At 37.2% G+C, this 24526-nt stretch carries 26 protein-coding genes; 21 read left to right on the top strand and 5 right to left on the bottom strand.

What is annotated here, in order from left to right; all coding sequences use genetic code 11:
- Positions 1 to 50 precede the first annotated feature (50 nt).
- Positions 51 to 1418 (bottom strand): sensor histidine kinase, encoded by a 1368-nt coding sequence (locus COD92_RS28260; protein ID WP_098996725.1) that lies wholly within the window; start codon positions 1416 to 1418, stop codon positions 51 to 53.
- A 227-nt stretch (positions 1419 to 1645) separates the two neighbouring features.
- On the opposite strand from COD92_RS28260, the gene COD92_RS32355 reads away from it, so the two are divergent.
- From COD92_RS32355 to COD92_RS28250, 3 genes are all read left to right on the top strand, one after another.
- Positions 1646 to 1813 (top strand): hypothetical protein, encoded by a 168-nt coding sequence (locus tag COD92_RS32355; RefSeq protein ID WP_176550486.1) that lies wholly within the window; start codon positions 1646 to 1648, stop codon positions 1811 to 1813.
- Complete coding sequence (locus COD92_RS33505; RefSeq protein ID WP_098527084.1) at positions 1806 to 1949, top strand: FeoB-associated Cys-rich membrane protein; 144 nt, start codon at positions 1806 to 1808, stop codon at positions 1947 to 1949. Before COD92_RS32355 ends, COD92_RS33505 begins: the two co-directional genes overlap by 8 nt.
- A 311-nt stretch (positions 1950 to 2260) precedes the next feature.
- Positions 2261 to 3190: a F510_1955 family glycosylhydrolase gene (locus COD92_RS28250; RefSeq protein ID WP_098996724.1), complete on the top strand. Its 930-nt coding sequence runs from the start codon at positions 2261 to 2263 to the stop codon at positions 3188 to 3190.
- 92 nt (positions 3191 to 3282) lie between these two features.
- Here the strand turns inward: COD92_RS28250 and COD92_RS28245 are convergent, their stop codons facing one another.
- Positions 3283 to 3984 carry a response regulator transcription factor gene (locus tag COD92_RS28245; protein ID WP_098996723.1) on the bottom strand — a complete coding sequence of 234 codons (702 nt, stop codon included), beginning with the start codon at positions 3982 to 3984 and terminating at the stop codon, positions 3283 to 3285.
- 268 nt (positions 3985 to 4252) lie between these two features.
- Here COD92_RS28245 and COD92_RS28240 point away from each other — a divergent pair, with 268 nt between their 5' ends.
- Positions 4253 to 4687: a hypothetical protein gene (locus COD92_RS28240; RefSeq protein WP_098996722.1), complete on the top strand. Its 435-nt coding sequence runs from the start codon at positions 4253 to 4255 to the stop codon at positions 4685 to 4687.
- Positions 4659 to 6044, top strand: a complete 1386-nt coding sequence (locus COD92_RS28235) for a 4Fe-4S binding protein (protein ID WP_255295302.1) — start codon at positions 4659 to 4661, stop codon at positions 6042 to 6044. The genes COD92_RS28240 and COD92_RS28235 overlap by 29 nt, the downstream gene beginning before the upstream one ends.
- A gap of 121 nt (positions 6045 to 6165) precedes the next feature.
- Here the strand turns inward: COD92_RS28235 and COD92_RS28230 are convergent, their stop codons facing one another.
- Positions 6166 to 6972, bottom strand: coding sequence for a C40 family peptidase (locus COD92_RS28230; protein ID WP_098996720.1), 807 nt, complete (start codon positions 6970 to 6972; stop codon positions 6166 to 6168).
- Between the two features lie 332 nt (positions 6973 to 7304).
- Here COD92_RS28230 and COD92_RS28225 point away from each other — a divergent pair, with 332 nt between their 5' ends.
- From COD92_RS28225 to COD92_RS28155, 16 genes are all read left to right on the top strand, one after another.
- Positions 7305 to 7649 carry a metal-sensitive transcriptional regulator gene (locus COD92_RS28225; protein ID WP_098527090.1) on the top strand — a complete coding sequence of 115 codons (345 nt, stop codon included), beginning with the start codon at positions 7305 to 7307 and terminating at the stop codon, positions 7647 to 7649.
- 18 nt (positions 7650 to 7667) lie between these two features.
- The gene (gene copZ, locus COD92_RS28220; protein ID WP_098527091.1) at positions 7668 to 7874 is read left to right on the top strand and encodes a copper chaperone CopZ; all 207 of its coding nucleotides are present in this window, start codon (positions 7668 to 7670) and stop codon (positions 7872 to 7874) included.
- Positions 7875 to 7955: 81 nt separating this feature from the next.
- Positions 7956 to 10370 (top strand): heavy metal translocating P-type ATPase, encoded by a 2415-nt coding sequence (locus COD92_RS28215; RefSeq protein ID WP_098996719.1) that lies wholly within the window; start codon positions 7956 to 7958, stop codon positions 10368 to 10370.
- An 11-nt stretch (positions 10371 to 10381) separates the two neighbouring features.
- Positions 10382 to 10516 carry a hypothetical protein gene (locus COD92_RS33105; RefSeq protein ID WP_255286474.1) on the top strand — a complete coding sequence of 45 codons (135 nt, stop codon included), beginning with the start codon at positions 10382 to 10384 and terminating at the stop codon, positions 10514 to 10516.
- 250 nt (positions 10517 to 10766) lie between these two features.
- Positions 10767 to 11264, top strand: a complete 498-nt coding sequence (locus COD92_RS28210; protein WP_098527093.1) for a DUF6803 family protein — start codon at positions 10767 to 10769, stop codon at positions 11262 to 11264.
- Between the two features lie 432 nt (positions 11265 to 11696).
- The gene (spxA, locus tag COD92_RS28205) at positions 11697 to 12092 is read left to right on the top strand and encodes a transcriptional regulator SpxA (RefSeq protein ID WP_098996718.1); all 396 of its coding nucleotides are present in this window, start codon (positions 11697 to 11699) and stop codon (positions 12090 to 12092) included.
- A 28-nt stretch (positions 12093 to 12120) separates the two neighbouring features.
- On the top strand, positions 12121 to 12255 hold the full coding sequence (locus COD92_RS28200) for a BA3454 family stress response protein (RefSeq protein WP_098527095.1): 135 nt from the start codon (positions 12121 to 12123) through the stop codon (positions 12253 to 12255).
- Positions 12256 to 12422: 167 nt separating this feature from the next.
- Positions 12423 to 12836: an RrF2 family transcriptional regulator gene (locus tag COD92_RS28195; protein ID WP_098527096.1), complete on the top strand. Its 414-nt coding sequence runs from the start codon at positions 12423 to 12425 to the stop codon at positions 12834 to 12836.
- Between the two features lie 115 nt (positions 12837 to 12951).
- Positions 12952 to 13263 carry an IDEAL domain-containing protein gene (locus COD92_RS28190; protein WP_098527097.1) on the top strand — a complete coding sequence of 104 codons (312 nt, stop codon included), beginning with the start codon at positions 12952 to 12954 and terminating at the stop codon, positions 13261 to 13263.
- A gap of 463 nt (positions 13264 to 13726) precedes the next feature.
- Positions 13727 to 14755 carry a LacI family DNA-binding transcriptional regulator gene (locus tag COD92_RS28185; RefSeq protein ID WP_098996717.1) on the top strand — a complete coding sequence of 343 codons (1029 nt, stop codon included), beginning with the start codon at positions 13727 to 13729 and terminating at the stop codon, positions 14753 to 14755.
- 348 nt (positions 14756 to 15103) lie between these two features.
- Positions 15104 to 16369, top strand: a complete 1266-nt coding sequence (locus tag COD92_RS28180) for an ABC transporter substrate-binding protein (protein WP_098527099.1) — start codon at positions 15104 to 15106, stop codon at positions 16367 to 16369.
- A gap of 182 nt (positions 16370 to 16551) precedes the next feature.
- The gene (locus tag COD92_RS28175) at positions 16552 to 17391 is read left to right on the top strand and encodes a carbohydrate ABC transporter permease (RefSeq protein ID WP_446715849.1); all 840 of its coding nucleotides are present in this window, start codon (positions 16552 to 16554) and stop codon (positions 17389 to 17391) included.
- Entirely contained in the window at positions 17391 to 18221 is an 831-nt protein-coding gene (locus COD92_RS28170; RefSeq protein ID WP_098527101.1) for a carbohydrate ABC transporter permease, read from the top strand. Before COD92_RS28175 ends, COD92_RS28170 begins: the two co-directional genes overlap by 1 nt.
- Before the next feature lie 21 nt (positions 18222 to 18242).
- Positions 18243 to 20459 (top strand): alpha-galactosidase, encoded by a 2217-nt coding sequence (locus COD92_RS28165; RefSeq protein ID WP_098996716.1) that lies wholly within the window; start codon positions 18243 to 18245, stop codon positions 20457 to 20459.
- A 37-nt stretch (positions 20460 to 20496) separates the two neighbouring features.
- Positions 20497 to 21825, top strand: a complete 1329-nt coding sequence (gene melA / locus COD92_RS28160) for an alpha-glucosidase/alpha-galactosidase (protein WP_098996715.1) — start codon at positions 20497 to 20499, stop codon at positions 21823 to 21825.
- Between the two features lie 21 nt (positions 21826 to 21846).
- Positions 21847 to 22137: a SemiSWEET transporter gene (locus tag COD92_RS28155; protein WP_218014492.1), complete on the top strand. Its 291-nt coding sequence runs from the start codon at positions 21847 to 21849 to the stop codon at positions 22135 to 22137.
- A 432-nt stretch (positions 22138 to 22569) separates the two neighbouring features.
- Here COD92_RS28155 and COD92_RS28150 read toward each other — a convergent pair whose 3' ends face one another.
- Positions 22570 to 23775 carry a CynX/NimT family MFS transporter gene (locus COD92_RS28150; protein WP_098996714.1) on the bottom strand — a complete coding sequence of 402 codons (1206 nt, stop codon included), beginning with the start codon at positions 23773 to 23775 and terminating at the stop codon, positions 22570 to 22572.
- A gap of 106 nt (positions 23776 to 23881) precedes the next feature.
- Positions 23882 to 24487 carry a 5' nucleotidase, NT5C type gene (locus COD92_RS28145; RefSeq protein ID WP_255295304.1) on the bottom strand — a complete coding sequence of 202 codons (606 nt, stop codon included), beginning with the start codon at positions 24485 to 24487 and terminating at the stop codon, positions 23882 to 23884.
- Positions 24488 to 24526 lie beyond the last annotated feature (39 nt).

The raw sequence follows: 24526 nt of genomic DNA, 5'->3' as shown, positions 1-24526 counted from the left end.
ACAGCCCAGTAAGAAAGTTTAATTGATCGAGATAACTATTAGGCCTTTTTTTACTGTTGTAAATTAATTGTAAAGCTTGTTCCATGTCCAACTTGGCTTTCAACAGAAATTTCTCCTCCGTGAGCTTCAACTATTTGTTTAACAATAGAAAGGCCCAATCCGAACCCACCGGTAACTCTTGAACGGGATTTTTCCACTCTATATAAACGGTCAAAGATATAAGGAAGATCTTCTTGCGGGATGCCTATTCCCTGATCTTTTATTGTAATTTTAATTGTTTCATTCCCCTCACTTACTCTTAAATACGTGGTTGTATTCTCTTTTGAATATTTAAGACTGTTATCTAACAAATTTAATATTACTTGTTCAAAGCGGGAAGGGTCTATATTCAAATCAATGGTTTGGTGACAGACTAGCTTTAGTGCTACTCCTTTATTTTTAAAAGCAGGTAAAACCTTTTGATAAATCGACTTTAAAAAAACACATAAATCGACTTTTTCTTTAAAGATTGAAAACGTATTTTGGTCCAATTTTGCCAGATCAAATAATTCTTTAAGTAATTCGCTCACACGTTGGGATTCCTCACGAATAATTTCGAGGTACTTAAATCTATCAGCTTCATCAAGTTCCTTCCTTTTAGCTATTTCAGCATACCCATTAATATAAGTTAAGGGAGTTCGAAGTTCATGAGAAATACTGGCCAAAAATTCATTTCTCTCTTGTTTTAAATAGTTTAAGTCTTTTGCAAGTGTCTGTATCGATTGGGACAATTCACCAAGCTCATCTTTAGAAGGAGGTGGAAGTGTTACGGAAAAATCCCCTTTACTCAGCTTTTTGGTTGCTTCTTTCATTGAAATAAGAGGCTTGGTTAGTGCTTTGGATAAAAAGAAAACCGTAATTAACATAAAGATAAGGATTAATAATGAGGCCAAAAGAAAATGTTTATTCAACTGCGAGATTAACTTTTGAACCTCATCCGTTTTTCTAAACATATACACGTAACCGGCTTTTTTTCCATCCTTATTATTAAATGCAGTAACGGTTGCGATATATTTTTCGTTTTGCCAATCTGGTTGAAGAATTCTACCATTTCTAGGAAGGTTATTGATACGTTTATTTAATAAGTTCTCCATGTTTTTATTGATTTTAGTGGAAGAAACCAAAATTCCCCCTTTAGTATTTGTAATTACCACTTCTGTATCAGTCTGTGACTCCATTAAACCAATGTGATGCAGGGTTGCTGAATCTGAATTAATTTCTAATACAGCACGGTGACTATTGCCTCTTGCTTGAAGTGCTTGCAGCTCCTGATGAACTTGTGAGTGTACCAATTTCTCATGTAAGAAAATCATAGAAAAGGCTTCGATAAAAACTATACTAATAAAAAACCATAAACCTAACTTAATGGATATTTTCATGCCTTACACCTCTTGTTTTAATACAACCATTTTAAATTATTTATGTGAAGAAAGTTTGCAGAAGATGTGAATGATTTAAGGTTAATTTATCCCTTACTCTATCCAAACAATAATCTACAGTTCTATAAATTGTAATAAAATCTTGTCACTTTCTGCAAACTTATTTACTAAACTCAAAGCGGATAAAGATGCTGTATGATTATTAAGGAATACTAAGGAGGATCCTTATGTGTCAGAAACCCATGAAATTTACTCTCCACCAAATGGAGATGGAAAGAAAGACTGTATTAAAAAGAAATAATCAATCACAAAACTTTTTAAGTAAGTTATTTAAAACATTTAGTGTTATTAATAAATCAAAAGTTTTGCTGAAAGGTGGAGTGAAAAATGATTAATTGGATTATTGGTATTGTTATATTTGCAGTAGCGGGTTTAGTCTTATATAAAAATATTCAAAAATCCAAACAAGGGAAATGTCCTTCTTGCTCTTCGGATTGCTCTTGTAACGGAGAAAATTGTCAATGCCATTAGCAGCTAGGGAAAAGTAAAGAATCGTTTCCTTTGGGAAGCGATTTTTTAACAGATTAAGAAAGTATAAAAATCGACTTTGAGAATTGTCCAGCTCCAGGCGCNNCTTTCAGCCGGCTCGTCTTGCGCTTGTCACCGATAGGCGGGCGCCTTGAGCTTTTCTTATGTAGGGGTTGTCGGATGAATTTTGTGAAATGATAGAAGACCAAATGATGACAATAATCAAAAATGCACAGTTTCTTGATATTTAATTGATATATTATTTACATAATCAATATAAATTTGTTTGTAAAAAGAATATTTTGAGGTGGGTCATGAAAAAGGTATTGGTATTATCAGTATTGTCTTTGAGTTTAATTCTTTCAGCTTGTAGTTCAAAAGAGGATTCAAAGATAACAGCAGTAAAGAGCGGGAAAAAAATTGAAGATATTCATGGAGTAGGTATTACTAACGATGGGACAACCTACATAGCAACTCATGAAGGTCTTTTCTCAACAAAAAATGCAGGTGAAACTTGGAATAAAGTGGGTTCCGCAAATGATGATTTTATGGGATTCCATTTACGTTCTGACGGTACAATGTTAACAAGTGGACACCCTGGTACGAACTCTGAATATCCGAACCCAATGGGAGTATTAATCAGTAAAGATAAAGGGCTGCATTGGGAAGAGGTAGAGTATGTTGGTAAAATTGATTTCCACACTTTAACAACATATCATCATGATCCAAACGTCATTTATGGACTAAATGATATGGGTACAGGGCAATATGGTGCTGGGATTTATAAGAGTTTTGACGGTGGGAAAAAATGGGCTAAGATAGAACCAAAAGGATTACCAAGTGACCTGATGAAAGTTCACTCGCTACTTGTTCTACCGGAAGATAAAAATACCTTGCTGGCGGGTACAGAAAATGGAGTTATGATTTCAAAAGATGGTGGAGCAAATTGGCAAATGTTTGACGATACCCGTCTAATTACAGCTATGACAGTTATGCATAATGGAAAAGACATTATTGCTTACTCAATGGACAATGTGGCCGCAGGGGTAATGATTTCTAAAAATGGAGGACAATCTTGGAAAAGTATAGGTTTAGATCTTGGTCAGGATGTGGTCTCTTCTATATCGGTAAATGAAAAGGACGAAAAACAAATTGTGGTTTCCACATTTTCAACATCTTTGTATGAAACGAAAGATGGCGGGGATAATTGGGAGCAAATTATCACATCTGGAAAATTAAAATAACGATAAAAAAGCAGTGATTATCAACTAGATCACTGCTTTTTTAGTGGATAAAAGTTCATTAAAAGGAGCATGTTTAAATTCAATTATTGCATTTACCTGTTCTTTTCAGAATCTTCCTTTACCCATTTGTATCCTATACCCCAAACTGTAAAAAGGTGGTTATCTATAGGGAATCCTGCATTCCTTAACTTTTCACGTAAATTCCTAATATGGGAATCAATAGTTCGATCATCTATTTGCGACTGGAGCCCCCATATAGATGACAATAAGTGTTCACGAGAGTAAACTTTTTGAGGATTTTTTATAAACAAACCAATTAAAGCAAATTCTTTCGGTGTGACCGAAATGACTTGGCCTTTATATTTTAATTCCATAGATTCCTGATTCCATTCTAGGCCATTGAAAACTAGAAAATGCTGATTTTCTGTTGAAGTTCTCGTTCTTCTTAGCAATGCCTCGATTCTGGCTAATAACTCCTCTTCATTAAAAGGTTTTGTCACATAATCGTCAGCCCCAAATTTTAGACCCTTTATGATGTCTGGCGTTTCACTCCTGGCTGTCAGCATAATAATGGGGACCTCTGAAAACTCTCTTATTTTTTTGCAGGTTGCCCAACCGTCCATTTCTGGCATCATAATATCCAAGATTATCAGGTCAATTTTTTCTTTTTCAAAATAAGTCAGAGCGACTTTTGCTGAGTTAGCCTTAACACATTTATAACCGTGAGGAGCTATATAAAGTCCTAAAAGGTCAAGCATTCGAGTTTCATCATCGACAAGTAAAATTGTTTTCATATCGCCACCACCTTATCAAAGTTTATACCTTAATAATAGAAGAAGATTTTGAAGAAACTTTGCAGATTTAATAGATTTCTAAAAAATTCCCACCATAAAAATTATAGGTTAATAATACTTTATTCCAATTTTGTGTCAAATCAAGATGTTTTTGCAAATGACATATTTTATACAAGAAAAACTCAAAGTTTCTGCAAACTTTTCTATTAAAGTTTAAGTTGTTAAGCAATTATCGTACGTTACACTAATTTGAAATGAGGTGAAGGCTTTGAAGGGAAAATGGTTGTTAATCATTATCCTTGTGGTTGTATTTTCAGGGGGAAGAATAGCTTTCGCGGATGGAGATCATGGTAAAGTTCCATCCACATCTAGCCTGAATGGCCAATCGGAACATGATATGGAAGGCATGGACATAAGTGGGGACAACTCAAATAGTCATCAAACTAAAAGCGTGAGTAGTGATCATAACTCCAGTAATGGTCATGATATGGAAGGAATGACTGAAGGGGAAGACATGGAAGGTATGGATATGGAGGGCAGTGGCGGTCACAGTCATGAGCCTGTCAAAGAAGAACCGGCAAACCTTAAGGTTTTAGGAACGTTCGGTGCGGTTAATCTTTCCTTTATAGTAATTGGTGTTTGGAACAAGTGGTTTAGAAGAAAGGATGGTTCCAGTGGCAATTCCAAAAGACAAGTTATTTAAAGAGAAAAAACAATTGGAGGAAAAAAAGCCTTATAATTTATTATCAATACCTATCGTTAAGAAATTTATACAAAGTAAATGGTATCCGGGGGTTTTTCAATGGATAGTCCTTGCTGTTTTTTCCGTTATTGTCTATGAATTGGTGGCTGGAACAGTTGATCCCTCCCGAAATGCTGGAACATCCCTGACTTGGGTTTTATGGTGGCCTTTAATACCAATTTTCTTCTTAGTAATCGGAAGATTTTGGTGTACAATATGTCCGTTTGGTAAAGTAAGCGACATTATTCGCAAAACGATCGGTAGTAATCGGCCCATGCCAAAGTTTTTAAGAAAGTATGGACTTTGGATGATTGATTTTTTCTTCATCGCCATTACGTACAGCGATCATATTTGGGGGATTGTTGAATCACCAAGAGGATCGGGTTATTTACTTCTTTTACTTGTAACCATGGTAGTTGGGACTTCTATCTTTTACGAAAGAAGATCATTTTGTAAAACTTTATGCTTTCTAGGAGGACTTTCAGGTAACTATTCGCGTTCCGGGTCATTAGAACTTCGCGGCACACCTGAGATTTGTAAGACATGTAAAACTCAATCGTGCTATAAAGGAAGCGAAAAAGCTGAAGGTTGCCCAATGTTTCAATTTGTAAGAACTATGGATACCGCAGCTGATTGTAACTTATGTGGAAACTGTGTAAAAAGTTGTCCAAATAACTCAATTCGTATTTCCCCTCGTGTACCAACATCTGAATTATGGGGAATCAAAAAACCAATGGTGGAGCATACATTCTTAGCAGCGGTTATTATGGGTATTGTATTTGTTCAAAACATCACAATGGTAGCAATATGGCAGGATATCTTAAACGCAATTGGATCTGTTACAGGAACGGATAATTATAATGTAAACTTTACTGTCGCCTTCATTATTGCAATGGCAATCCCAGTAGCGCTCTTATATGGAACAGCTAAACTTGCTACCATAACAGGTGGATCTGTAGAGAAAGTTAAGAAAAACTTTGTTCGTTTCGGTTATGCGATTATTCCATTGGATTTAGCAGGCCACCTTGCTCACAACTTGTTCCATATTATTACTGAAGGAAAAGCAATCTGGTACAACTCTGCTGCATTATTCGGTATGAATGTAACAAGGGGTGACCTTGCATTTGCTCCAGCTTCATCTGTTCAAATGTTGCAGTATATTATTATTGTAATAGGGATGATTGGTTCCATCTATACGGCATACCGTATCGGTAATAAGGGATCCTTTAAAGCATTAGCTCCATATTATGTATTAATGGTACTGCTTGCAGTAGCAAACATTTATTTGTTCTCACTTCCAATGATGCACCGTGTCTAATAAAATAATGTAAATTGAAAAAAGACTAGATTTTGCAATTCAAACTCTAGTCTTTTTTAGATGTTACCGAGTTAGTGAGCAATTAAAAAAACCCCTATCGATAAGATAAGGACTTTTAAAACTAGAATTGTCTTGCCCCAAGATAACGAGATTTCCAGTAAGAGATATTCATGTCGGAAATTTGAACTCCCTGGGACCCAGAATGAATGAACTTACCATTCCCTACGTAGATTCCCATATGCGAAGGACCTTTTTTATACGTTTCGTAATAGACAAAATCGCCAACGGATAAAGTAGACACAGGTTTCATCATGTTCCAATATCCAGCAACAGTCGAACGAGAGACGTTTTTTTGTTTGTTGACTACATAGTAAATAAATCCACTGCAATCAAATCCGCTTGAAGTAGTTCCTCCCCATTTGTAGGGGCTGCCAACCACTGTTTTTGCGTCTTGAACCAATTTGGCTTTATTAATGGAGGACACTGCAGGTTTAGTAGCCGAAGGAGTCGGAGCAACTGGCGATGTCACAGTACCACTAGTAACTTTTAATTTTTGACCTATTCTAATTAAATCCGATTTCAATCCATTCCACGATTTTAGTTGTGTCACTGTTGTCCCATATCTTTTGGCGATTAATGACAAGCTATCACCAGATTTTACTGTATATACTACTGAAGATGGACTGGTGCTAGTTTTAGCCACGACCTTGCCTTTCTCAGGTATGTATAAATTCTGGCCAATATAGATTCTATCACTTGATAATTTATTAGCAGTCTTAATTTCTGAAACTGCTATATTATATTGTTTAGAATACTTAGATAAAGTATCCCCGCTTTTAACTTTGATTGTCGCAGCCATGGCTGTCGTACTATATAAGGATGTCCCGAATACTGTAGCTGTAAATAATGCTATAAACTTCTTTTTCATTTGTTTCCCCTTACTAATTAATTTTCTATATATACCTTTAGTTTACTACCGTTTAGATAAATTGATATATTATGCCGAAAATCGTAATCTAACTGTAAGGAATTTGTAATATCTTGTAGTTTAATATAATGATGGTGTGTTGAAAGGAATAGAAAGTCATAAAATGGTAGTTTTTGGTTAAGACCACTCTTTGTTCATTATGTTAATTCAAGTTAAATAGACTAGCTTGTGTACAACTTGTGAATTTTCAGTGAAAACTAAAAATTTTTCATCAACGCCTATTTACATAGGGTAGGGGGGTATGGTAAATTTAAATCAAAGGAGGGATGGTAATGAATAATCACGATCCTGTTAACCTGAATCATTCTAATGAACACTGTGCTCCTTTAACGTCAGAACGAAAAAGTCATCATTCAGATAAAACGAAGCAAAATCTTGTTTCAAGATTAAATAGAGTTGAGGGACAGATTCGTGGTATTAAAGGTCTGATTGAAAAAGACACCTATTGTGATGATGTTATTACGCAAATTGCAGCCACCCAAGCAGCTTTAAATAGTGTTGCGAAAGTTCTTTTGGAAGGCCATATGAAAAGTTGTGTGCTCGAAAGAATTCAAGAGGGCGACCATGCAGTTGTGGATGAACTGCTAACTACTATACAAAGACTAATAAAAAAATAAATGAGAGGGAGTTTTAAAATGGAAAAGGTAACATTAAATGTTCAAGGAATGTCTTGCGGTCATTGTGTGAAAGCAGTAGAAGGAAGTGTAGGTGCACTAAACGGTGTTAGTTCCGTAAAAGTTGACTTAAAAGCAGCTAAAGTGGATGTTGAGTTTAATACCCAAGAGGTTTCATTAGATAAGATTAAAGAAACCATCGATGATCAAGGATACGACGTGAAGTAAATAGTGAAAGTGACGTGCTAGTAATAGCACGTTCTTTTCACAAAAAAATATACCTCTATAGGGTATAAGGAGTTGGCTTTTATGAGTCAAAATGTTAAAGAAACAAATTTCCAAATCTCAGGTATGACCTGTGCCGCCTGTGCGGTAAGAATTGAAAAGGGTCTTAAAAGATTAGAAGGCGTGGAAGAAGCAAATGTTAATCTTGCTTTAGAGCGATCAAATGTTAAATATAATCCAGAAAAAATAAATATTGAAGAAATTGAAAAAAAGATTAAAGATCTTGGTTACGATGTTGTTAATGAAAAAACGGAGTTTGACATAACCGGTATGACCTGTGCTGCCTGTGCTACACGAATAGAAAAGGGTTTAACTAAATTAAATGGTGTCGTAAAAGCAAATGTCAATTTGGCACTTGAAAAAGCGACTGTAGAGTACAACAGTGCAGTCCTAAACCCAAGTGAAATTATTAATAAGGTAGAAAACCTTGGTTATGGTGCTCAAATAAAGGAAGATGCAAAAGAAACAAGTGACCATCGTCAAAAGGAGATTGAAAGACAAACTGGGAAATTTATCTTTTCAGCCATCCTTTCCTTGCCGCTTTTATGGGCCATGGTGGGCCACTTTTCATTTACCTCCTTTATATGGGTTCCAAAAATGTTTATGAATCCATGGGTTCAATTAGCTTTAGCTACCCCAGTACAGTTTTATATTGGTAAACAGTTTTATGTTGGAGCTTATAAAGCATTAAAAAATAAAAGTGCCAATATGGATGTTCTCGTGGCTTTAGGAACATCGGCAGCTTATTTTTACAGTTTATATTTATCATTGATGTCTATCGGAGGTATGAACCATTCCGTAGAACTTTACTTTGAGACTAGTTCCATTCTTATTACTCTGATTATTCTTGGAAAGCTTTTTGAAGCAAAGGCTAAAGGAAGGTCATCAGAAGCGATTAAAAAACTGATGGGCCTTCAAGCAAAGACAGCCATTGTTGAAAGAGATGGTGTAGAACAAGAAATCGCCATTGAAGAAGTAATGGTTGGTGATATCGTTCATATTAAACCTGGTGATAAGATACCGGTCGACGGAAAAATATTGGAAGGTCGCTCCGCTATCGATGAATCAATGCTCACGGGTGAAAGTGTCCCGGTTGATAAGACCATTGGTGATGAGGTAATAGGAGCTACTATAAATAAAAACGGATTTTTATTAATTGAGGCAACAAAAGTAGGCAGAGATACGGCTTTAGCCCAAATTATAAAAGTAGTAGAAGAAGCGCAGGGCTCTAAGGCACCGATACAACGTCTTGCGGACAAGATTTCTGGTGTGTTTGTTCCGATTGTTGTTGCCCTAGCTGTAGTAGCTTTTATCGTTTGGTATGTTTGGGTGTCTCCTGGCGATTTTGCGGAAGCACTAGAAAAATTGATAGCAGTTCTAGTTATTGCTTGTCCTTGTGCATTGGGATTAGCAACGCCAACGTCTATAATGGCGGGTTCAGGTCGTGCAGCGGAATATGGAATTTTGTTTAAGGGTGGAGAGCATTTGGAAATGACCCATAAAATTTCTACGGTTGTATTAGATAAAACAGGTACCGTTACAAACGGAACACCTGTTTTAACAGATGTATTCACTGCCTCAACTCTAACAGAAGATGAATTTTTATCATTTGTTGGATCCGCTGAAAAACAATCAGAACATCCACTAGCACAAGCAATTGTTCAAGGAATTAAGGATAAGGGGATTTCTTTAAAGGAAGTTAAGGATTTCGAGGCAATACCCGGATTTGGTATCAAAGCAAAAGTTGATGGAAAAGAACTATTAATTGGTACTAGAAAATTAATGAATAAATACAATGTTGCTGTAGAAAATGGTTATGATCAAATGAATGATTTAGAAAAGGTTGGTAAAACAGCAATGCTCGTCGCTATCGACTACCAATACGCTGGGATGGTAGCTGTAGCGGATACCATTAAAGAAACATCCAAATCAGCCATCAGTCGCCTTAAGGATATGGGAATAGAAGTAATTATGATTACTGGGGATAATAAACAGACAGCTAAAGCTATAGCCTCACAAGTAGGTATAGAAAAGGTTATTGCTGAAGTTCTTCCTGAAGGAAAGGTCGATGAAATAAAGAAATTGCAGGCAGAAGGGAAGAAAGTTGCAATGGTTGGTGATGGAATCAACGATGCTCCAGCCCTTGCAGTTGCAGATATCGGAATGGCTATTGGAACTGGTACCGATGTTGCAATGGAAGCAGCCGATATCACCCTTATTCGTGGAGATTTAAATAGTATTGCCGATGCGATTTATATGAGTAAAAAGACCATTCGTAATATTAAGCAGAATTTGTTCTGGGCCCTTGCCTATAATACCCTTGGTATTCCTGTTGCTGCTCTTGGATTCCTGGCACCTTGGTTAGCAGGGGCAGCAATGGCATTCAGTTCAGTATCGGTTGTTATTAATGCGTTACGTTTACAAAAAGTAAAATTGTAGAGGTGAGCATCATGTGGAAAAAGTGGGCACTTTCAGCAATTGCTTATTTATTAATAGTGATGGTTGGTTATGGAATATATGTATCAATTGCCGGATCCGATTCTAATCCTTCTCATCAAGAGCAAATGAATGTAAAAGGGCATTAACCATAAAGTGAACTTCCCAATTCGTAAAATTAAAGTAATTGTTAAAGCCGTATCCTTGTAGGTTACGGTTTTTTTGTTAGCCGATAGTCGAAAATCTTTTTATTTCTAAGTTTATAAAGCAGGCTTTGTCCAAACTGTGAATGTATAGATGTTATTCGACATTTTACACATTTTCTTCAAGGTTTCTGCTAAATTTCTGCATACTTTTTTCCTATATTAAGAGTATCAGATAAATAGAGGAGAGTTAGACATGAATATGACGCATTACATGGGTTTACTTGCAGACAATCAGCCTTGGAATTTATTAATTTTTATGGCGGTTCCGGTTATTTGTGCCGAGATTTTGGCGATTACAGAAATTGCTATCTTATTCACACGAAAATTAGATGGTGCGTTGAAAAAATTAAATAAAGTAACAGGTATTTTTGCGGGGACCTATTTTACAGGTGTTTTCATTTACCTAATGAAAAACGCTTATATTCCGCTCACTGTTCATGGTGAATGGAAGGGCTGGATTGACGTTGTTGCTGTAACTTTCTATCTGCTCGGTATCGTACCTTTCCTAGGAATGGCATTACTTGATTTAGGACTGATTTATAGACACAAAACGGTAGAAGAGAAGCTGAAAATCCATGCAATCTTTGTTAGTATTTTCTTAATCATAGCTCACATTGCGATGATCTTCGGAATGATTGATCCTTCCTTAGGCTCAGGTTCTTCAGGAGGTCATGATATGATGAATATGTAATTTAAAACAAGGCTGGTTGTAGTCTCCTTTTGTTTATCCCGGGTTCTTTGGCAATACTCAAATCATAGGTTCATATATTCACTCACATATAGGCTTACTGTTCCGGGCAGTGAGCCTTCCATATTCATTAATAAACTTACAAGCCGACCTCGATATTTCCGGTAATCATAATTGGCAATGAAATTTTACATTAAACCAATACCTTCCATTTGACATTTTTAACTGTAAAGATTAAAGTTACAGTATAGGGAATGAAAATGAGTTAGGTGATAGGTATTACTCGAGCTAAACTGTAATTTTTTTTATTACATTTTAAGGATGTGTAAAGTTAGGATCTATAAAATAAAGCTATGTTTAATCCAACTCACAATGGGGTACCTACCTAACTGATATCTCATGTATACCAAATTATATGTAAGGAGTGTTTAAAGCATGGTGACTCTTTATTCGACTCCAAGCTGTGGTTCTTGCCGTAAAGCAAAAGCGTGGCTTGAGGAACATCATATTGACTATATCGAAAGAAACATATTATCTAATCCCCTTACAGTCGATGAGATTAAATCGATTCTTCGCTTGACTGAAGAGGGAACTAGCGAAATTATTTCAACAAATTCGAAAGCCTTCCAGGAATTAAATATAAATATTGAATCTCTTCCGCTTAATGATTTTTACAGATTAATCATGGAGAACCCAAAAATGTTGCGCCGGCCGATTATCATGGATGAAAAAAGATTACAGGTAGGCTATAACGACGAGGAAATCCGCAGCTTTCTTCCCCGTAAACTTCGCACATTCTTGAGTACTGAATTACAAAGAATGGCCAATTAAAGAATAAATAATGAAGGAGGAAAAAGAAATGATTGAAGTATTCGTAACAGTTAATTATAAAGAAAGAAATTATCATACAAATGTCCTTGTGAAAAAAGAATTGCCATGGGAAAAAATTAAAATGATAGCAGAAGAACAAGTTAAAAAACAATGGAATGTTTAAATTTATACTTGCTTGAAGGAGATAGTTTAGCACTAATTATCTAGATATTTGACAAGCTAATCTGTAACGTTTAGTATTACAGTGCGTTACTAAATAGTATTAATGATGCTAAAAATAAATGAAATAATAAGGTGATTTGCAGTTTTTATTTCTTAGGAGGGCAGGCCATGAATAGTGATTTTACACTAGCCATTCATAGTTTAACTTTTCTTGCGCTGCAGCCCGACCGGATGTCGACAAGTGATGCTATTTCAGCGAGTGCCTGTGTACACCCTGTGCGGATTCGTAAAGTGCTAAGTTTGTTAAAAAAACATGGATTTATAAAATCAAAAGAGGGACCTGGCGGCGGATTTTTGTTTGCTCTAGAACTAAATGAAGTTAATCTCTGGGATATTTATAAGATCACCTCTGAAGGTGCTCTGCAGCCGAAGTGTCCAGATTCAAATGAACGGTGTATTGTAGGTGCGAATATGCAAAGAGTCCTATTTTCTATCTTCTTAGGTGCTGAAGAACATTTGGGTGAATATTTAAAGGACTATACACTGAAAGAAATTATCGACCTTGTTAATAAAGAAGAATAAGCGTTGTAGCTGATTTTTGGTCGCAGATTTCTTTTTAGATAAATTGTAATAAAAAAAATTACAGATTAAAACTAACAGGCATAAAAAGACTAAAATATTTAGGAAGGTGAAAAGAATGTTGTTACAAACAGGTGATTGGATTAAGGGAACATTACGGGATGGGGAATTAGTCATGGGGTTTATTGAATCACTTGATACTTCAGGAATCGTTAAGGTAACTGTTGTTACGAGTGACAATAATGAGATCATTGGAAAAAAGGTTTCAATGTTAAGTGAACGAGTGAAGAGACTGCCTGTTTCTAACGTGTCAAACAAGGCGCAAGTTCAATTTTTAATCGACTTGGCATTATCAACTGGGGATGAAGAGTGGTTTATTGAGTTGTCATCGAAATTAAACTCAATGAACCAACTGGTGAATCAATTATAAATAGAAACCTTAATATAAATGAGAAAAAATCCTTAGGTCAACCAAATTGCTGGTTGACCTTTCTTTGTTGTATAGGTCTTAGCAAATTGGTAATCGGGGTAGCACCTTACAGACTGTAGGGATTATTTCTATAAACTAACCTATTCATTTCTATTGTTGTCTTAAAAAAATTAGTGATATATTTAGTAGGTTTATTTATCGTTATTACCCTAATAAATCCACATTCTTATTCTGCCAAAACTTTTAGGACAGTTAAATGGAGTTTAGAGGTTGTAAAAGTTTGATACAAGCCAACAGTTGACTTAGATTAGAACCCTTAAAAAGAATGGTAATATTTTTACTAAATTTTCTAAAAATAATATTGAAAACCCTTTCATTAGTTGATATCATAAGGTAGAACATGGTAAATGATTTAGTGATATTTTATGGAATATAAGTAAATTTATTAGTGGAGAGGTTTAAGATGGTGACAATAAAAGATATAGCAAATATGACAAATGTATCTCCCACAACTGTTTCAAGAGTGTTGAATAATGATCAGACCATATCGGTTTTAGAGGAGACCCGACTACGCATATTACAATCTGCAAAGGAACTCGGTTATAAGACGATCCTCGAACGACAAGCCGAAAAACATTTGGAAGCTGCAAAAAAAACACCCCATGTTGGGATATTACTATGCCAAACACTAGAAGAAGAAATGAGTGATCCTTACTTCTTGTCGATTCGCCAGGGAGTAGAGGAAGAATTATTAAAGCAAGGAATTACGTCAAGCAGTATGTTTCGGCTTCATGAAACAGGCTCTAATCAACTAATCCATGATTTTGATGGTTTGATTGTAATTGGCAGAATTAGTGAAACAGCTTTAAAAAAAGTTAGTGATTGTATTCAAAACGTTGTGTATATTAACCATTCTCCAGATGATGCCCTTTATGACTCAGTGGTAATCGATTTTGTTAAGTCAACAGAATTAGCAGTGAATCATTTATTGAACGTGGGTTACAAACGGATTGGGTACATTGGCGGAGAAGAAAAGGAACATGTAAATAGCGGGAAAGTTAGGATTGAGGATGAACGTCTTACAACCTTTGAGAAGATGATGAAGAGAGAGGAATTATACAATCCGAGTTGGACATTTATCGGAGAGTATCAAATGGCCCAAGGTTACGAATTAATGAAGAAGGCGCTTAAACTGGGGGAATTTCCGGAAGCATTCTTTATCGCGAGTGATCCAATGGCTATTGGTGCATTAAAAGCATTACAGGAAGCTAAGCTTTCAGTTCCAAATGATGTCGCCATTGTAAGCTTTGATGATATCGAAATTGCTCAGTTTACAAGTACACCGCTAACTACTATAAAAGTCCATACAAAAGAAATGGGTCAAACAGGAGTAAAACTATTAATGGATCGATTGAATGGAAGAACACTCCCATTAAAAGTGATATTGCCTTCTGAATTGGTAATTAGACAAAGCTGCGGTGCTGTAAGATAGGCTGTCTGCATGCTTAAATATCTTTTTAAAGGGGGTGATGCCATAGAAAAACAATCGAAATATCCTGAAAAATGGTTCTATGAAACAAATGAAAGAAAGATAGGAAGAGGCTTATTCATCCGTAATCTACTTTAGAGTTTTATAGATTGTTATTTGTGACGGCCAATCACATATTACGCAGATGAATAAACCCCAGACTCCCTCCAGAAAAAGGAGTATCTATATTATATAGTGCCTCCTTCCTATGCTCAAGTGAACTTGTCTAGTAATTATTGTTATTTTGAAAGTAGTTTTTGATAACAAATCGGCAATAAATCCATTACATTTGGAAATCCAGGGGGTATTTATATGAGGAAAGTATTAAAAGTTTTAGCTATTGCTGCTTCTCTTACCACCATCATTGCGGGCTGCTCTAGTAAAAGTTCTTCATCAAGTGAAGGCGGCAAAGTAACATTATCACTATATTCAACTGTAACAAATGAAGCTGACCAGAAAACACTCACAAATGTCATCCAAAAATTTGAGAAGGAAAATCCTAAGATAGATATTAAATATAATTATCCTGCTGATGGTTATGAAGGTATGCTGCGTGTAAAAATGGCGGCCAATGATATGCCGGATTTATTTGATACCCACGGCTGGGCCCAAAAGCGATACGGAAATTATGTTGAAGATTTAAGTGATATGGATTGGGTAAAGAACCTTGATCCAGCATTAGATCCCATCCTGAAAGATGACAAAGGGAAAGTTTATGCCTATCCATTAAATCAGGCGAAAGACGGAATTACATATAATAAATCACTACTAGAGAAGTACGGAATTCAGCCTCCAACTACCTTTGATGACTTTATGACCGCACTTGAAACGATTAAAAAGAAAAGTAAAGGCGAAGTCACTCCATTGTGGTTCGCTGGTTCGGATAAATCGTCATTTGGTCAATACTTTGACCAGTTTTTGACACCTTTATTCGTTACAAAATCGAATCCTGATTCCGAGAAACAATTATTAGAAGGAAATATTAATTGGTCCGACTACTCCTTCCTCCCTGAAAAACTAAAGGAAATGAAGGATAAAGGCTTATTGAACGAGGATGTATTAACCGCTCAAAATCAACAAATGACAGAACTAATGGCTCAAAATAAAATTGGGTTTATTATCGGTGGTGGGATGTTAGGACCATCTGTAGAAGAGTTAAATCCTGAAGTGAAATTAGGGGTTATCCCAATGCCTGTCATTCATAAAGGCGACGATCCGGTTTGGATCGGCGGAGAACGCCATACACTTGCAGTATGGAAGGATTCAAAACACAAGAAAGAAGCCAAAAAGTTTCTAGAGTATATTTCACAGCCGGAAATTGTAAAAGAAATTGCAGAAGGTACATCCTTACCTGCAGGTTTGACAAATACAGATGCCAAAAACTATTACTCTGAGGACTATGAAACATTTAAAAATGTTCAAGTCCAGCCATATTTTGACCGTATTTATTTACCAAGCGGTATGTGGGATGTTCTTGGTGCAACTGGACAAGAATTATTATCCGGTAAAATGTCACCAAAAGAAGTATCGAAAAAAGTGGGCGAGGAATTCAAGCGTCTAAAGGATCAGAAAAAGTAGAAGAACTTGGTATGAGATATAGGGGCAGACAAGCAAGCTGCCTCTATATCCTCCAACTGTAAAAGATCTTTTATAGGAGCTGAATACTGATGATTGAAGTGGAAACTCAAAAAGCTGCACCCACGAAGACTAAAGAAAAAATAGTTAAACTAAAAGTTCATAAAGAATCCTCCCTATGGTGGATGTATCTTCCGGCTCTTGCCGTCATATGCTTTTTCATTGTTTATCCTTTCCTTATGGGGATAAAAATATCATTTACCAACTGGGATGGTTTTTCTCAAACCTATGATTATGTTGGATTTAACCAGTATACGAGGTTACTAAAAGACCCAGATACCTGGCTTGTTGTCGGGAATACATTAATTTTCGGTATTGGCAGTACAATTTTTCAAAATATTTTAGGGTTGCTCTATGCATTATTACTGAACCAGAGTATTAAAGCGCGGGCTATCACACGGACGATTGTGTACCTGCCGGTCATCATTAGTCCTTTAATTATGGGTTATATCTGGTATTTCTTCTTTGCTTATCAAGGAGGCGCCTTAAATGATCTATTGCAATTTATCGGTCTAGATAAAATCAATGCGTTAGCCGATCCGAATATGAATAAATGGATCATCGTGTTTGTTAATACTTATCAATTTGTAGGGGTAGCGATGATTATTTATTTAGCAGGCCTGCAAAGTATTTCAAAGGAATATTACGAGGCTGCTCAAATTGATGGTGCTTCAAGCTTTCAGCAGTTTAAAAATATTACATTACCATTATTAATGCCTTCGATCACGATCAATATGGTTTTAAATATTATTGGCGGGTTGAAATTATTTGATGTGATTATTTCGCTAACTGGCGGCGGACCGGGGAATGCCTCGCAATCCATGTCTACCTTTATGTATGACTTATATTTTAATAGACAGGATGCAGGTTATGCAGCAACGGAGGGTGTTTTAATGGCAGTCATCATCCTCATCATCAGCTTGGCCACATTGATTTTCTTTAAACGCAAGGAGGTCGAGGCATAATGAATTACCTGAATAAACGAAATAAGACTGTTTTAACACTGATTGCTCTTGCGATTACCTTATTTCACTTAATACCCTTTTATATACTAATTACAACCGCGTTTAAAGCAAGAGGGGATTTCAGCTCCAAGTGGGTTTTTCCTAAACAATGGTCATTCACCAACTTTTCCGAAGCATGGGAAATGGCGAATTTAGGAAATGCGTTTATCAATACAGTCATTATTACTTTTTTTTCCGCGCTCTTGCTGATTGTATTTGGATCTTTAGCTGCTTACCCGCTTGCCAGACGGCAAACGAAACTAAATAAATATATGTATATGGTTTTTATCTCTGTAATGGTCATCCCGCCATTAACCGCTTTAGTTCCTTTATATAATTTGGTCGTGGACATGGGGCTGATGAATACCCATCTTATCGCCATTTTGAATAACGTCGCTTCTTTTATGCCATTAACGATTTTCTTATATGCAGGCTTTATCCGTTCTACCATTCCAAAAGAATTGGAAGAAGCGGCTAAAATAGATGGGGCCAGTACAATCGGAACCTTCTTTAAAGTGGTGTTTCCATTGTTAAAACCAGTAACAGCCTCTATTTTAATTATTTCTTGCGTATATATTTGGAATGACTATCAATTTGCGATTTTCTTCCTGCAGGCGGATGAAGTGAAAACTATAACAGTAGCACTGTCAGGATTCTTTGGATCGAATACAAACAACCTGAACCTGGTAGCAGCAGCCGCAATTTTAGCTGTACTGCCAATGGCCGTTCTCTTCTTATTCTTACAAAAACACTTTATTCAAGGTTTATCTGCCGGTTCAGTGAAAGGTTAATAGTTTGGAGGAATAACACAAATGCCCATTTACTACAATGAAGACTCAAAGGAATTTCACCTTCGGTCTGAAAAAATTAGTTATATCTTCAATATTTTAAAAAACAACCAATTAGGACATTTATATTTCGGGAAAAAGCTTCGGCACAGAGACTCCTTTTCTCACCTTTATACAAGTGAGGCAAAGGCGAATGTTGCTTGTGTGTTCGAAGGTGATTTGTCCTTTTCGTTAGATACCTCAAAACAGGAATATCCGGCTTATGGAACTACTGACTTTCGTGAACCTGCTTTTCAGGTTTTGCAGGAAAATGGCAGCAGGGTGACCAACTTTGTCTATAAGGATCATAAAATATACTTTGGTAAACCAAAGCTCGAAGGACTTCCAGCCACCTATGTAGAGCAGGAAAATGAAGCATCAACATTAGAAATCTCCTTGTATGATGATCTAATTGATGCCGAATTAATTTTGTTCTACAGCATTTTTGAACAGTTCAGTGCCATCACCCGCAGTGTGAAATTTGTGAACCATGGTAAAGAAAATTTAAATCTCACAAGAACCATGAGTGCGAGCGTGGATTTCTTTGATGCTGATTTTGAGATGGTTCAATTATCTGGAGCATGGGCCAGAGAGCGCCATGTAAAAACGAGAAAGCTAGAGTCTGGAATTCAAAGCATCTCCAGTTTAAGAGGAACCAGCAGCAGTCAGCAAAATCCATTCCTAGCGTTAAAGCGTCCTGATACAAATGAACATCAAGGGGAAGTGTATGGTTTTAGTTTGGTCTATAGCGGTAATTTCCTTGCCCAGGTAGAAGTGGATTATTATGATGTTTCCCGGATTACGATGGGGATCCATCCATTTGATTTCAATTGGCTGCTTCAAAGCGGCGAAAGTTTTCAAACGCCGGAAGTGGTCATGGTTTACTCAGACAGTGGATTAAATGGAATGAGTCAAACATATCATTCATTGTACAGGTCAAGACTTGCCAGGGGGAAATGGCGTGATCAGGAAAGACCGGTATTAATCAATAACTGGGAAGGCACGTATTTTGATTTCAATGAGCAGAAAATTCTTGAAATGGCGGAAGCCTCTAAAGAATTAGGTGCTGAATTATTTGTATTAGATGATGGTTGGTTTGGTAAGCGTGATGATGACACCACCTCCCTTGGAGATTGGTTTGTTGATAAACGAAAGCTTCCAAATGGAATCACTGGCCTTACGGAAAAAATCAATGAATTAGGCTTACAGTTTGGATTGTGGTTTGAACCCGAAATGGTATCGAAAATTAGTGATTTGTACAGCAATCATCCGGACTGGATTCTTCACGTACCAAATAGACGGCAGTCGCACGGAAGAAATCAATATGTTCTCGACTTTTCCCGGAAGGATGTCGTGGATTACCTATATGGAATGATGGCAAAGGTCTTGGGTGAAGCGCCGATTTCTTATGTGAAATGGGATATGAACCGGTATATGACGGAAATCGGATCAGCATTGCTTCCTGCTGATCGGCAGCGGGAAGTGGCGCACCGTTATATTTTAGGTGTTTATGATTTATACGAAAGACTGACTACTGAATTTCCTGATGTCCTTTTTGAATCATGTGCGAGCGGAGGCTGCCGCTTTGATCCGGGACTTCTTTATTATGCTCCACAGGCTTGGACGAGTGATGATACCGATGCTGTTGAGCGCTTGAAAATTCAGTACGGTACATCCTTTGTATATCCATTAAGTTCGATGGGGGCCCATGTATCTGCAGTACCAAACCACCAGGTTGGCAGAGTGACAAGCCTTGAAACAAGAGCGAATGTTGCTTATTTTGGTGCATTTGGCTATGAATTGGATGTAACAAAAATGCCTGAGGAAGAAAAAATGAAAGTAAGAGAGCAAATCAACTTTTACAAAGAAAACCGCAAACTGCTACAGACAGGCACTTTTTACCGCCTGCTTAGTCCATTCGAAAAAGATGGCAATGTGACGAGCTGGATGGTTGTGTCTGAGGATCAGAAGGAAGCCATCGCCGGGCGTTATCAGGTACTCGGAAAACCAAATTCAGGCTATGAACGCCTCCTATTAAAAGGCCTTCGTGATGATGTGGAATATAAAATTGAAGGTTTACATGGCTCTTTTTATGGGGATGAACTGATGAATGCTGGTATTCAACTGGATCAAGCTGTTTCTGGGTCCCTGCAATGGGGGGACTATACCTCGCAGATTTTCATACTGACAAGCTTATCCTAATAAAATAGTAAATTATAGAAGATAGGGAGGAAAAAACATGTCAAAGATTACATTTTTAGGTGCAGGAAGTACGGTATTTGCAAAAAATGTTCTTGGGGACTGCATGCTTGTTCCAGCTTTAGAGGGATTTGAGTTCGCCCTTTTTGATATCGACGAACAAAGATTAAGAGATTCTGAGAATATGCTCCAAAATTTAAAGGAAAGTTTAAACAAAAATATTGAGATTAAGTCTTATCTAAATCGTAAGGATGCCTTAAGGGGGGCCAAATACGTCATAAATGCCATTCAAGTCGGCGGATACCGTCCAAGTACCGTAATCGATTTTGAAATCCCTAAGAAATACGGGCTTCGCCAGACCATAGCGGATACGGTAGGCATTGGCGGTATTTTCCGTAATCTTAGAACAATCCCTGTGATGCTTGATTTTGCAAAGGACATGGAAGAGGTATGCCCGGATGCTCTTTTCTTAAACTACACGAATCCGATGGCCGTTTTAACAGGTGTGATGAACCGTTTTACGTCAATAAAAACAGTCGGCTTGTGTCATAGTGTTCAAGTGTGTACAAAAGATTTATTCAAGTCGCTTGAAATGGATCCTGAAGGGATTCAAGAAAAGATTGCCGGAATCAACCATATGGCGTGGCTGCTGGAAGTGAAAAGAAATGGGGAAGACCTTTATCCTGAGATTAAGAGAAGGGCAAGAGAAAAGCAAAAAACGAAACATCATGATATGGTGCGGTTCGAATTGATGGATAAGTTTGGCTACTATGTAACGGAATCCTCTGAACATAATGCTGAGTATCATCCTTACTTTATTAAATCCAGATATCCGGAGTTAATTGAAAGATTTAATATACCGCTTGATGAATATCCGCGCCGCTGTGAAGAACAAATCCAGCGCTGGGAAACGATGAGAGAGGATTTAGTAAACAATAAGGCATTAGATCATGTCCGTTCTAAAGAATATGGTTCCCGAATTATTGAAGCCATAGAGACTAACATTCCATTTAAATTCGGCGGCAATGTTCTGAATACGGGCAGATTAATTAGCAATCTTCCTGAGAAAGCCTGTGTGGAAGTTCCATGTATTGCCGACCGAAGCGGCATCACTCCAACGTATGTAGGGGATCTTCCGGAGCAGCTTGCTGCCTTGAATCGCACGAATATTAATACACAGCTGTTAACCATTGAGGCGGCGATTACACGGAAGCGGGAATATATTTATCAAGCAGCCATGTTAGACCCGCATACGGCAGCGGAATTATCGCTCGATGATATTGTTTCACTTTGCGATGATTTAATTGAGGCACATGGGGAATGGCTACCGGAATTTAATAAAGGTGAAGATGCAGCCCTAAAGGTTTAAAGTGGCTGGGGAGGATTTTTTTTGGAGGAGTTCACAAAGATTCTTGGTTGTTTAGCGGCATTTCTAACGACTATTTCATTCCTTCCGCAAACGATCAAATCGATTAAAGAAAAGAATACGGAGGGAATTTCGCTAGGGATGTATAGCTTATTTACTTTAGGTGTGTTCTTTTGGCTGGTGTATGGTCTATCAATAAAAGATATTCCTATGATGGCGGCTAATAGTGTTACATTTGTGTTTGCGCTTATCATTTTGGGTTTAAAAACAAGGTATAGTACTAATGTTAAAATCGATGATAAGAAACATTTTTAAGAAACACATAGAAACCTTGCTGATTTGGCAAGGTTTTTTTATACGGAACAAACTAATCAAACGTTTGATTTAATAAAAGCCACTCAATATGGGTATCGGGTATCGGTAACTATTTCAAACACAAAAAAATGTAGAATGGTTATTTTATTGTCTACCCTATTACCTCAATACTTGGCATAACGGTCGTCAATACGGGCTATTATCGACCCTGATGCCTCAGTTTTTTGAATAACAGTCGTCAAGACCATTTCACCGAAGGGGTTATCTATCTAATTTAAATAATGTGATTATATTGAATAACTCAGATAAATAGGCGGACCTTTTTCACGAATACAAAAAGCACCGCAAAAATGCGATGCCTTTGTCAATTGTTTCTTACTAAAAATACTAATGATACCTAAAGTTTTACGATAGGAGAAGACTGTTGGCTTATTATACATACCGATTCCGTCCTGATATCATACCAAAAACTGTAAGAACGACAGAAACGACCGTTAGTGCAATAAGTGGAATAGTCCATAAATGGGTCATATCATACAAGTAGCCTATAAGCAAAGGGCCGATGGCGGCAAGAATATAACCAGTTGATTGAGTCATACCAGATAACTCTACAGCGCGCTGAGCGTTCCGCGAGCGAAGACCAATATAGCTTAGTGCCAATGGGAAGTTACCGCCCAATGCAACCCCAATAAAGATAATACTTATGATTAAGACGGGATAGGATGAACCCAATAATAATCCAGCATAGCCGATAATAGACAACAGCCCTAAAACGAAAGCAATCCATATCTGTGAACGGTACCGTCCTGCGATAACAGGGATGAAGAAACTTGCGGGAATCCCGGATAGTTGAGTAATGGACAGCAGCCAGCCAGCGGTTCCTATACTTAGTCCATGACTCTGTAAGATTTCAGGTAACCATGAAATCGTTACGTAGAATAAAAAGGATTGAAAGCCCATAAATATAGCGATTTGCCAGGCAAGAGGTGAGAGCCACATTTCCTTAGAGCTTGATGCTGCCTTTTTGATTCCTGCATGCTCCGCACCTTGATTAAACCTTAGCAGATAAATCCATAATAATATCGCTATTACAGCAGGTATAGCCCATACGATAAGAGCTCCCTGCCAGCCAAGATCCAAATCTTTCGCGAGAGGAACACTCAATCCTGATGCTAATGATGCAACCAATCCCATTGAAGTAGAATAAACACTTGTCATTAGACCGAACTTTTCGGGAAATTTATCTTTTACCACGGCGGGCAGCAGCACATTTCCGACGGCAATGCCCACTCCAATTAAAAGAGTCCCCGTGAAAAGGAAGAACGTCATGGGGATGGACCGAATTGCTATACCAATAACTAGTGCAATCAGACCAACTAGTAACGTCATCTCATTTGATAAACGATTAGCTATCCTTGGAACAATGGGGGACATCGTCGCAAATACAAGTAATGGGAAGCTCATTAATAAACCTGCACTCCAATGGGCAAGTCCCACATCTTCTTGGATCATTCCCACTAACGGACCTACCGATGTAATGGCAGGACGCAGATTAAAGGCCACAAGTACTATTCCAGTAATTAATAAAAAAATATATGTCGATTTCGTACGTGCCGTTGATTCATGTTGTAACTCCACTAATAAGACTCCTTTCAGAAAACAAACCTTTACTAGTATATCATATTGGTTTGTGATGGAGTTAAAGGTTCTTTGACGCTGTTGATACAGGGACAGGCATCAAGTTTTAATTCTCTAACTCCTTAATAAATGCCTGATACTCCGGCCAATTTACAATCCTTGGCATATTTACATCCCGGTTATAAGATTGATCCTTCAGATAGACTTTTACAGCTTCTTCAGATAGAGTCATTAATATTTCAGGCTTATCATCAAAGTAAAAATCCAAATGTAATTGCTTAATAATGTTCACCTTTTCGTGGTCCTTCATTCCCCAGAAGAACCTTTCATCATGAACAGGGAAGCCGTGTTCTAGTAACCATTTTTTTGTCCGCTCACCATGCTCCTTAAAACGCGCGGTTATATAAAAAATTTCATGGCCTTGTCTATCCAGTTCCTGAAGCAGTTCCACCGCTCCTGGAAAGGCTGGACAATTGGTGTAGTAGACTTCTTCTAAAGTATTTTTCCACATCTGTGAGCCTTCTTCTGCTGTCATCCCAAATGGTTCATGAATCTCGACCTTTTTTAACGCATTGAAAACCTCGAGTCCGATTTCCTGGCCTAATATTTTATTATAAATGTGGAAAGCATGTTCTCTTAAATTAATCAGTGTATCATCAATATCGAAACCAAATCTCATTTTAGCACCTCTTTCAAATTGCTTATTTTTAATCTTTAAAAAACTCCATTATTCCCGTTACGGTAAATGAAG

The organism is Bacillus sp. AFS037270 (assembly GCF_002585305.1).
The sequence above is the reverse complement of the archived record's forward strand: the minus strand, read 5'-3'. Positions and strand labels throughout refer to the sequence as shown.

Coding starts and splice junctions, on each gene's coding strand:
- COD92_RS32355 (WP_176550486.1), top strand. CDS start 1,646: ATGTGTCAGAAACCCATGAAATTTACTCTCCACCAAATGGAGATGGAA.
- COD92_RS28175 (WP_446715849.1), top strand. CDS start 16,552: ATGTATCTTCCGGCTCTTGCCGTCATATGCTTTTTCATTGTTTATCCT.
- COD92_RS28260 (WP_098996725.1), bottom strand. CDS start 1,418: ATGAAAATATCCATTAAGTTAGGTTTATGGTTTTTTATTAGTATAGTT.
- COD92_RS28215 (WP_098996719.1), top strand. CDS start 7,956: ATGAGTCAAAATGTTAAAGAAACAAATTTCCAAATCTCAGGTATGACC.
- COD92_RS33505 (WP_098527084.1), top strand. CDS start 1,806: ATGATTAATTGGATTATTGGTATTGTTATATTTGCAGTAGCGGGTTTA.
- COD92_RS33105 (WP_255286474.1), top strand. CDS start 10,382: ATGTGGAAAAAGTGGGCACTTTCAGCAATTGCTTATTTATTAATAGTG.
- COD92_RS28200 (WP_098527095.1), top strand. CDS start 12,121: ATGATTGAAGTATTCGTAACAGTTAATTATAAAGAAAGAAATTATCAT.
- COD92_RS28210 (WP_098527093.1), top strand. CDS start 10,767: ATGAATATGACGCATTACATGGGTTTACTTGCAGACAATCAGCCTTGG.
- COD92_RS28180 (WP_098527099.1), top strand. CDS start 15,104: ATGAGGAAAGTATTAAAAGTTTTAGCTATTGCTGCTTCTCTTACCACC.
- COD92_RS28165 (WP_098996716.1), top strand. CDS start 18,243: ATGCCCATTTACTACAATGAAGACTCAAAGGAATTTCACCTTCGGTCT.
- copZ (WP_098527091.1), top strand. CDS start 7,668: ATGGAAAAGGTAACATTAAATGTTCAAGGAATGTCTTGCGGTCATTGT.
- melA (WP_098996715.1), top strand. CDS start 20,497: ATGTCAAAGATTACATTTTTAGGTGCAGGAAGTACGGTATTTGCAAAA.
- COD92_RS28245 (WP_098996723.1), bottom strand. CDS start 3,984: ATGAAAACAATTTTACTTGTCGATGATGAAACTCGAATGCTTGACCTT.
- COD92_RS28190 (WP_098527097.1), top strand. CDS start 12,952: ATGTTGTTACAAACAGGTGATTGGATTAAGGGAACATTACGGGATGGG.
- COD92_RS28250 (WP_098996724.1), top strand. CDS start 2,261: ATGAAAAAGGTATTGGTATTATCAGTATTGTCTTTGAGTTTAATTCTT.
- COD92_RS28185 (WP_098996717.1), top strand. CDS start 13,727: ATGGTGACAATAAAAGATATAGCAAATATGACAAATGTATCTCCCACA.
- spxA (WP_098996718.1), top strand. CDS start 11,697: ATGGTGACTCTTTATTCGACTCCAAGCTGTGGTTCTTGCCGTAAAGCA.
- COD92_RS28170 (WP_098527101.1), top strand. CDS start 17,391: ATGAATTACCTGAATAAACGAAATAAGACTGTTTTAACACTGATTGCT.
- COD92_RS28195 (WP_098527096.1), top strand. CDS start 12,423: ATGAATAGTGATTTTACACTAGCCATTCATAGTTTAACTTTTCTTGCG.
- COD92_RS28230 (WP_098996720.1), bottom strand. CDS start 6,972: ATGAAAAAGAAGTTTATAGCATTATTTACAGCTACAGTATTCGGGACA.
- COD92_RS28225 (WP_098527090.1), top strand. CDS start 7,305: ATGAATAATCACGATCCTGTTAACCTGAATCATTCTAATGAACACTGT.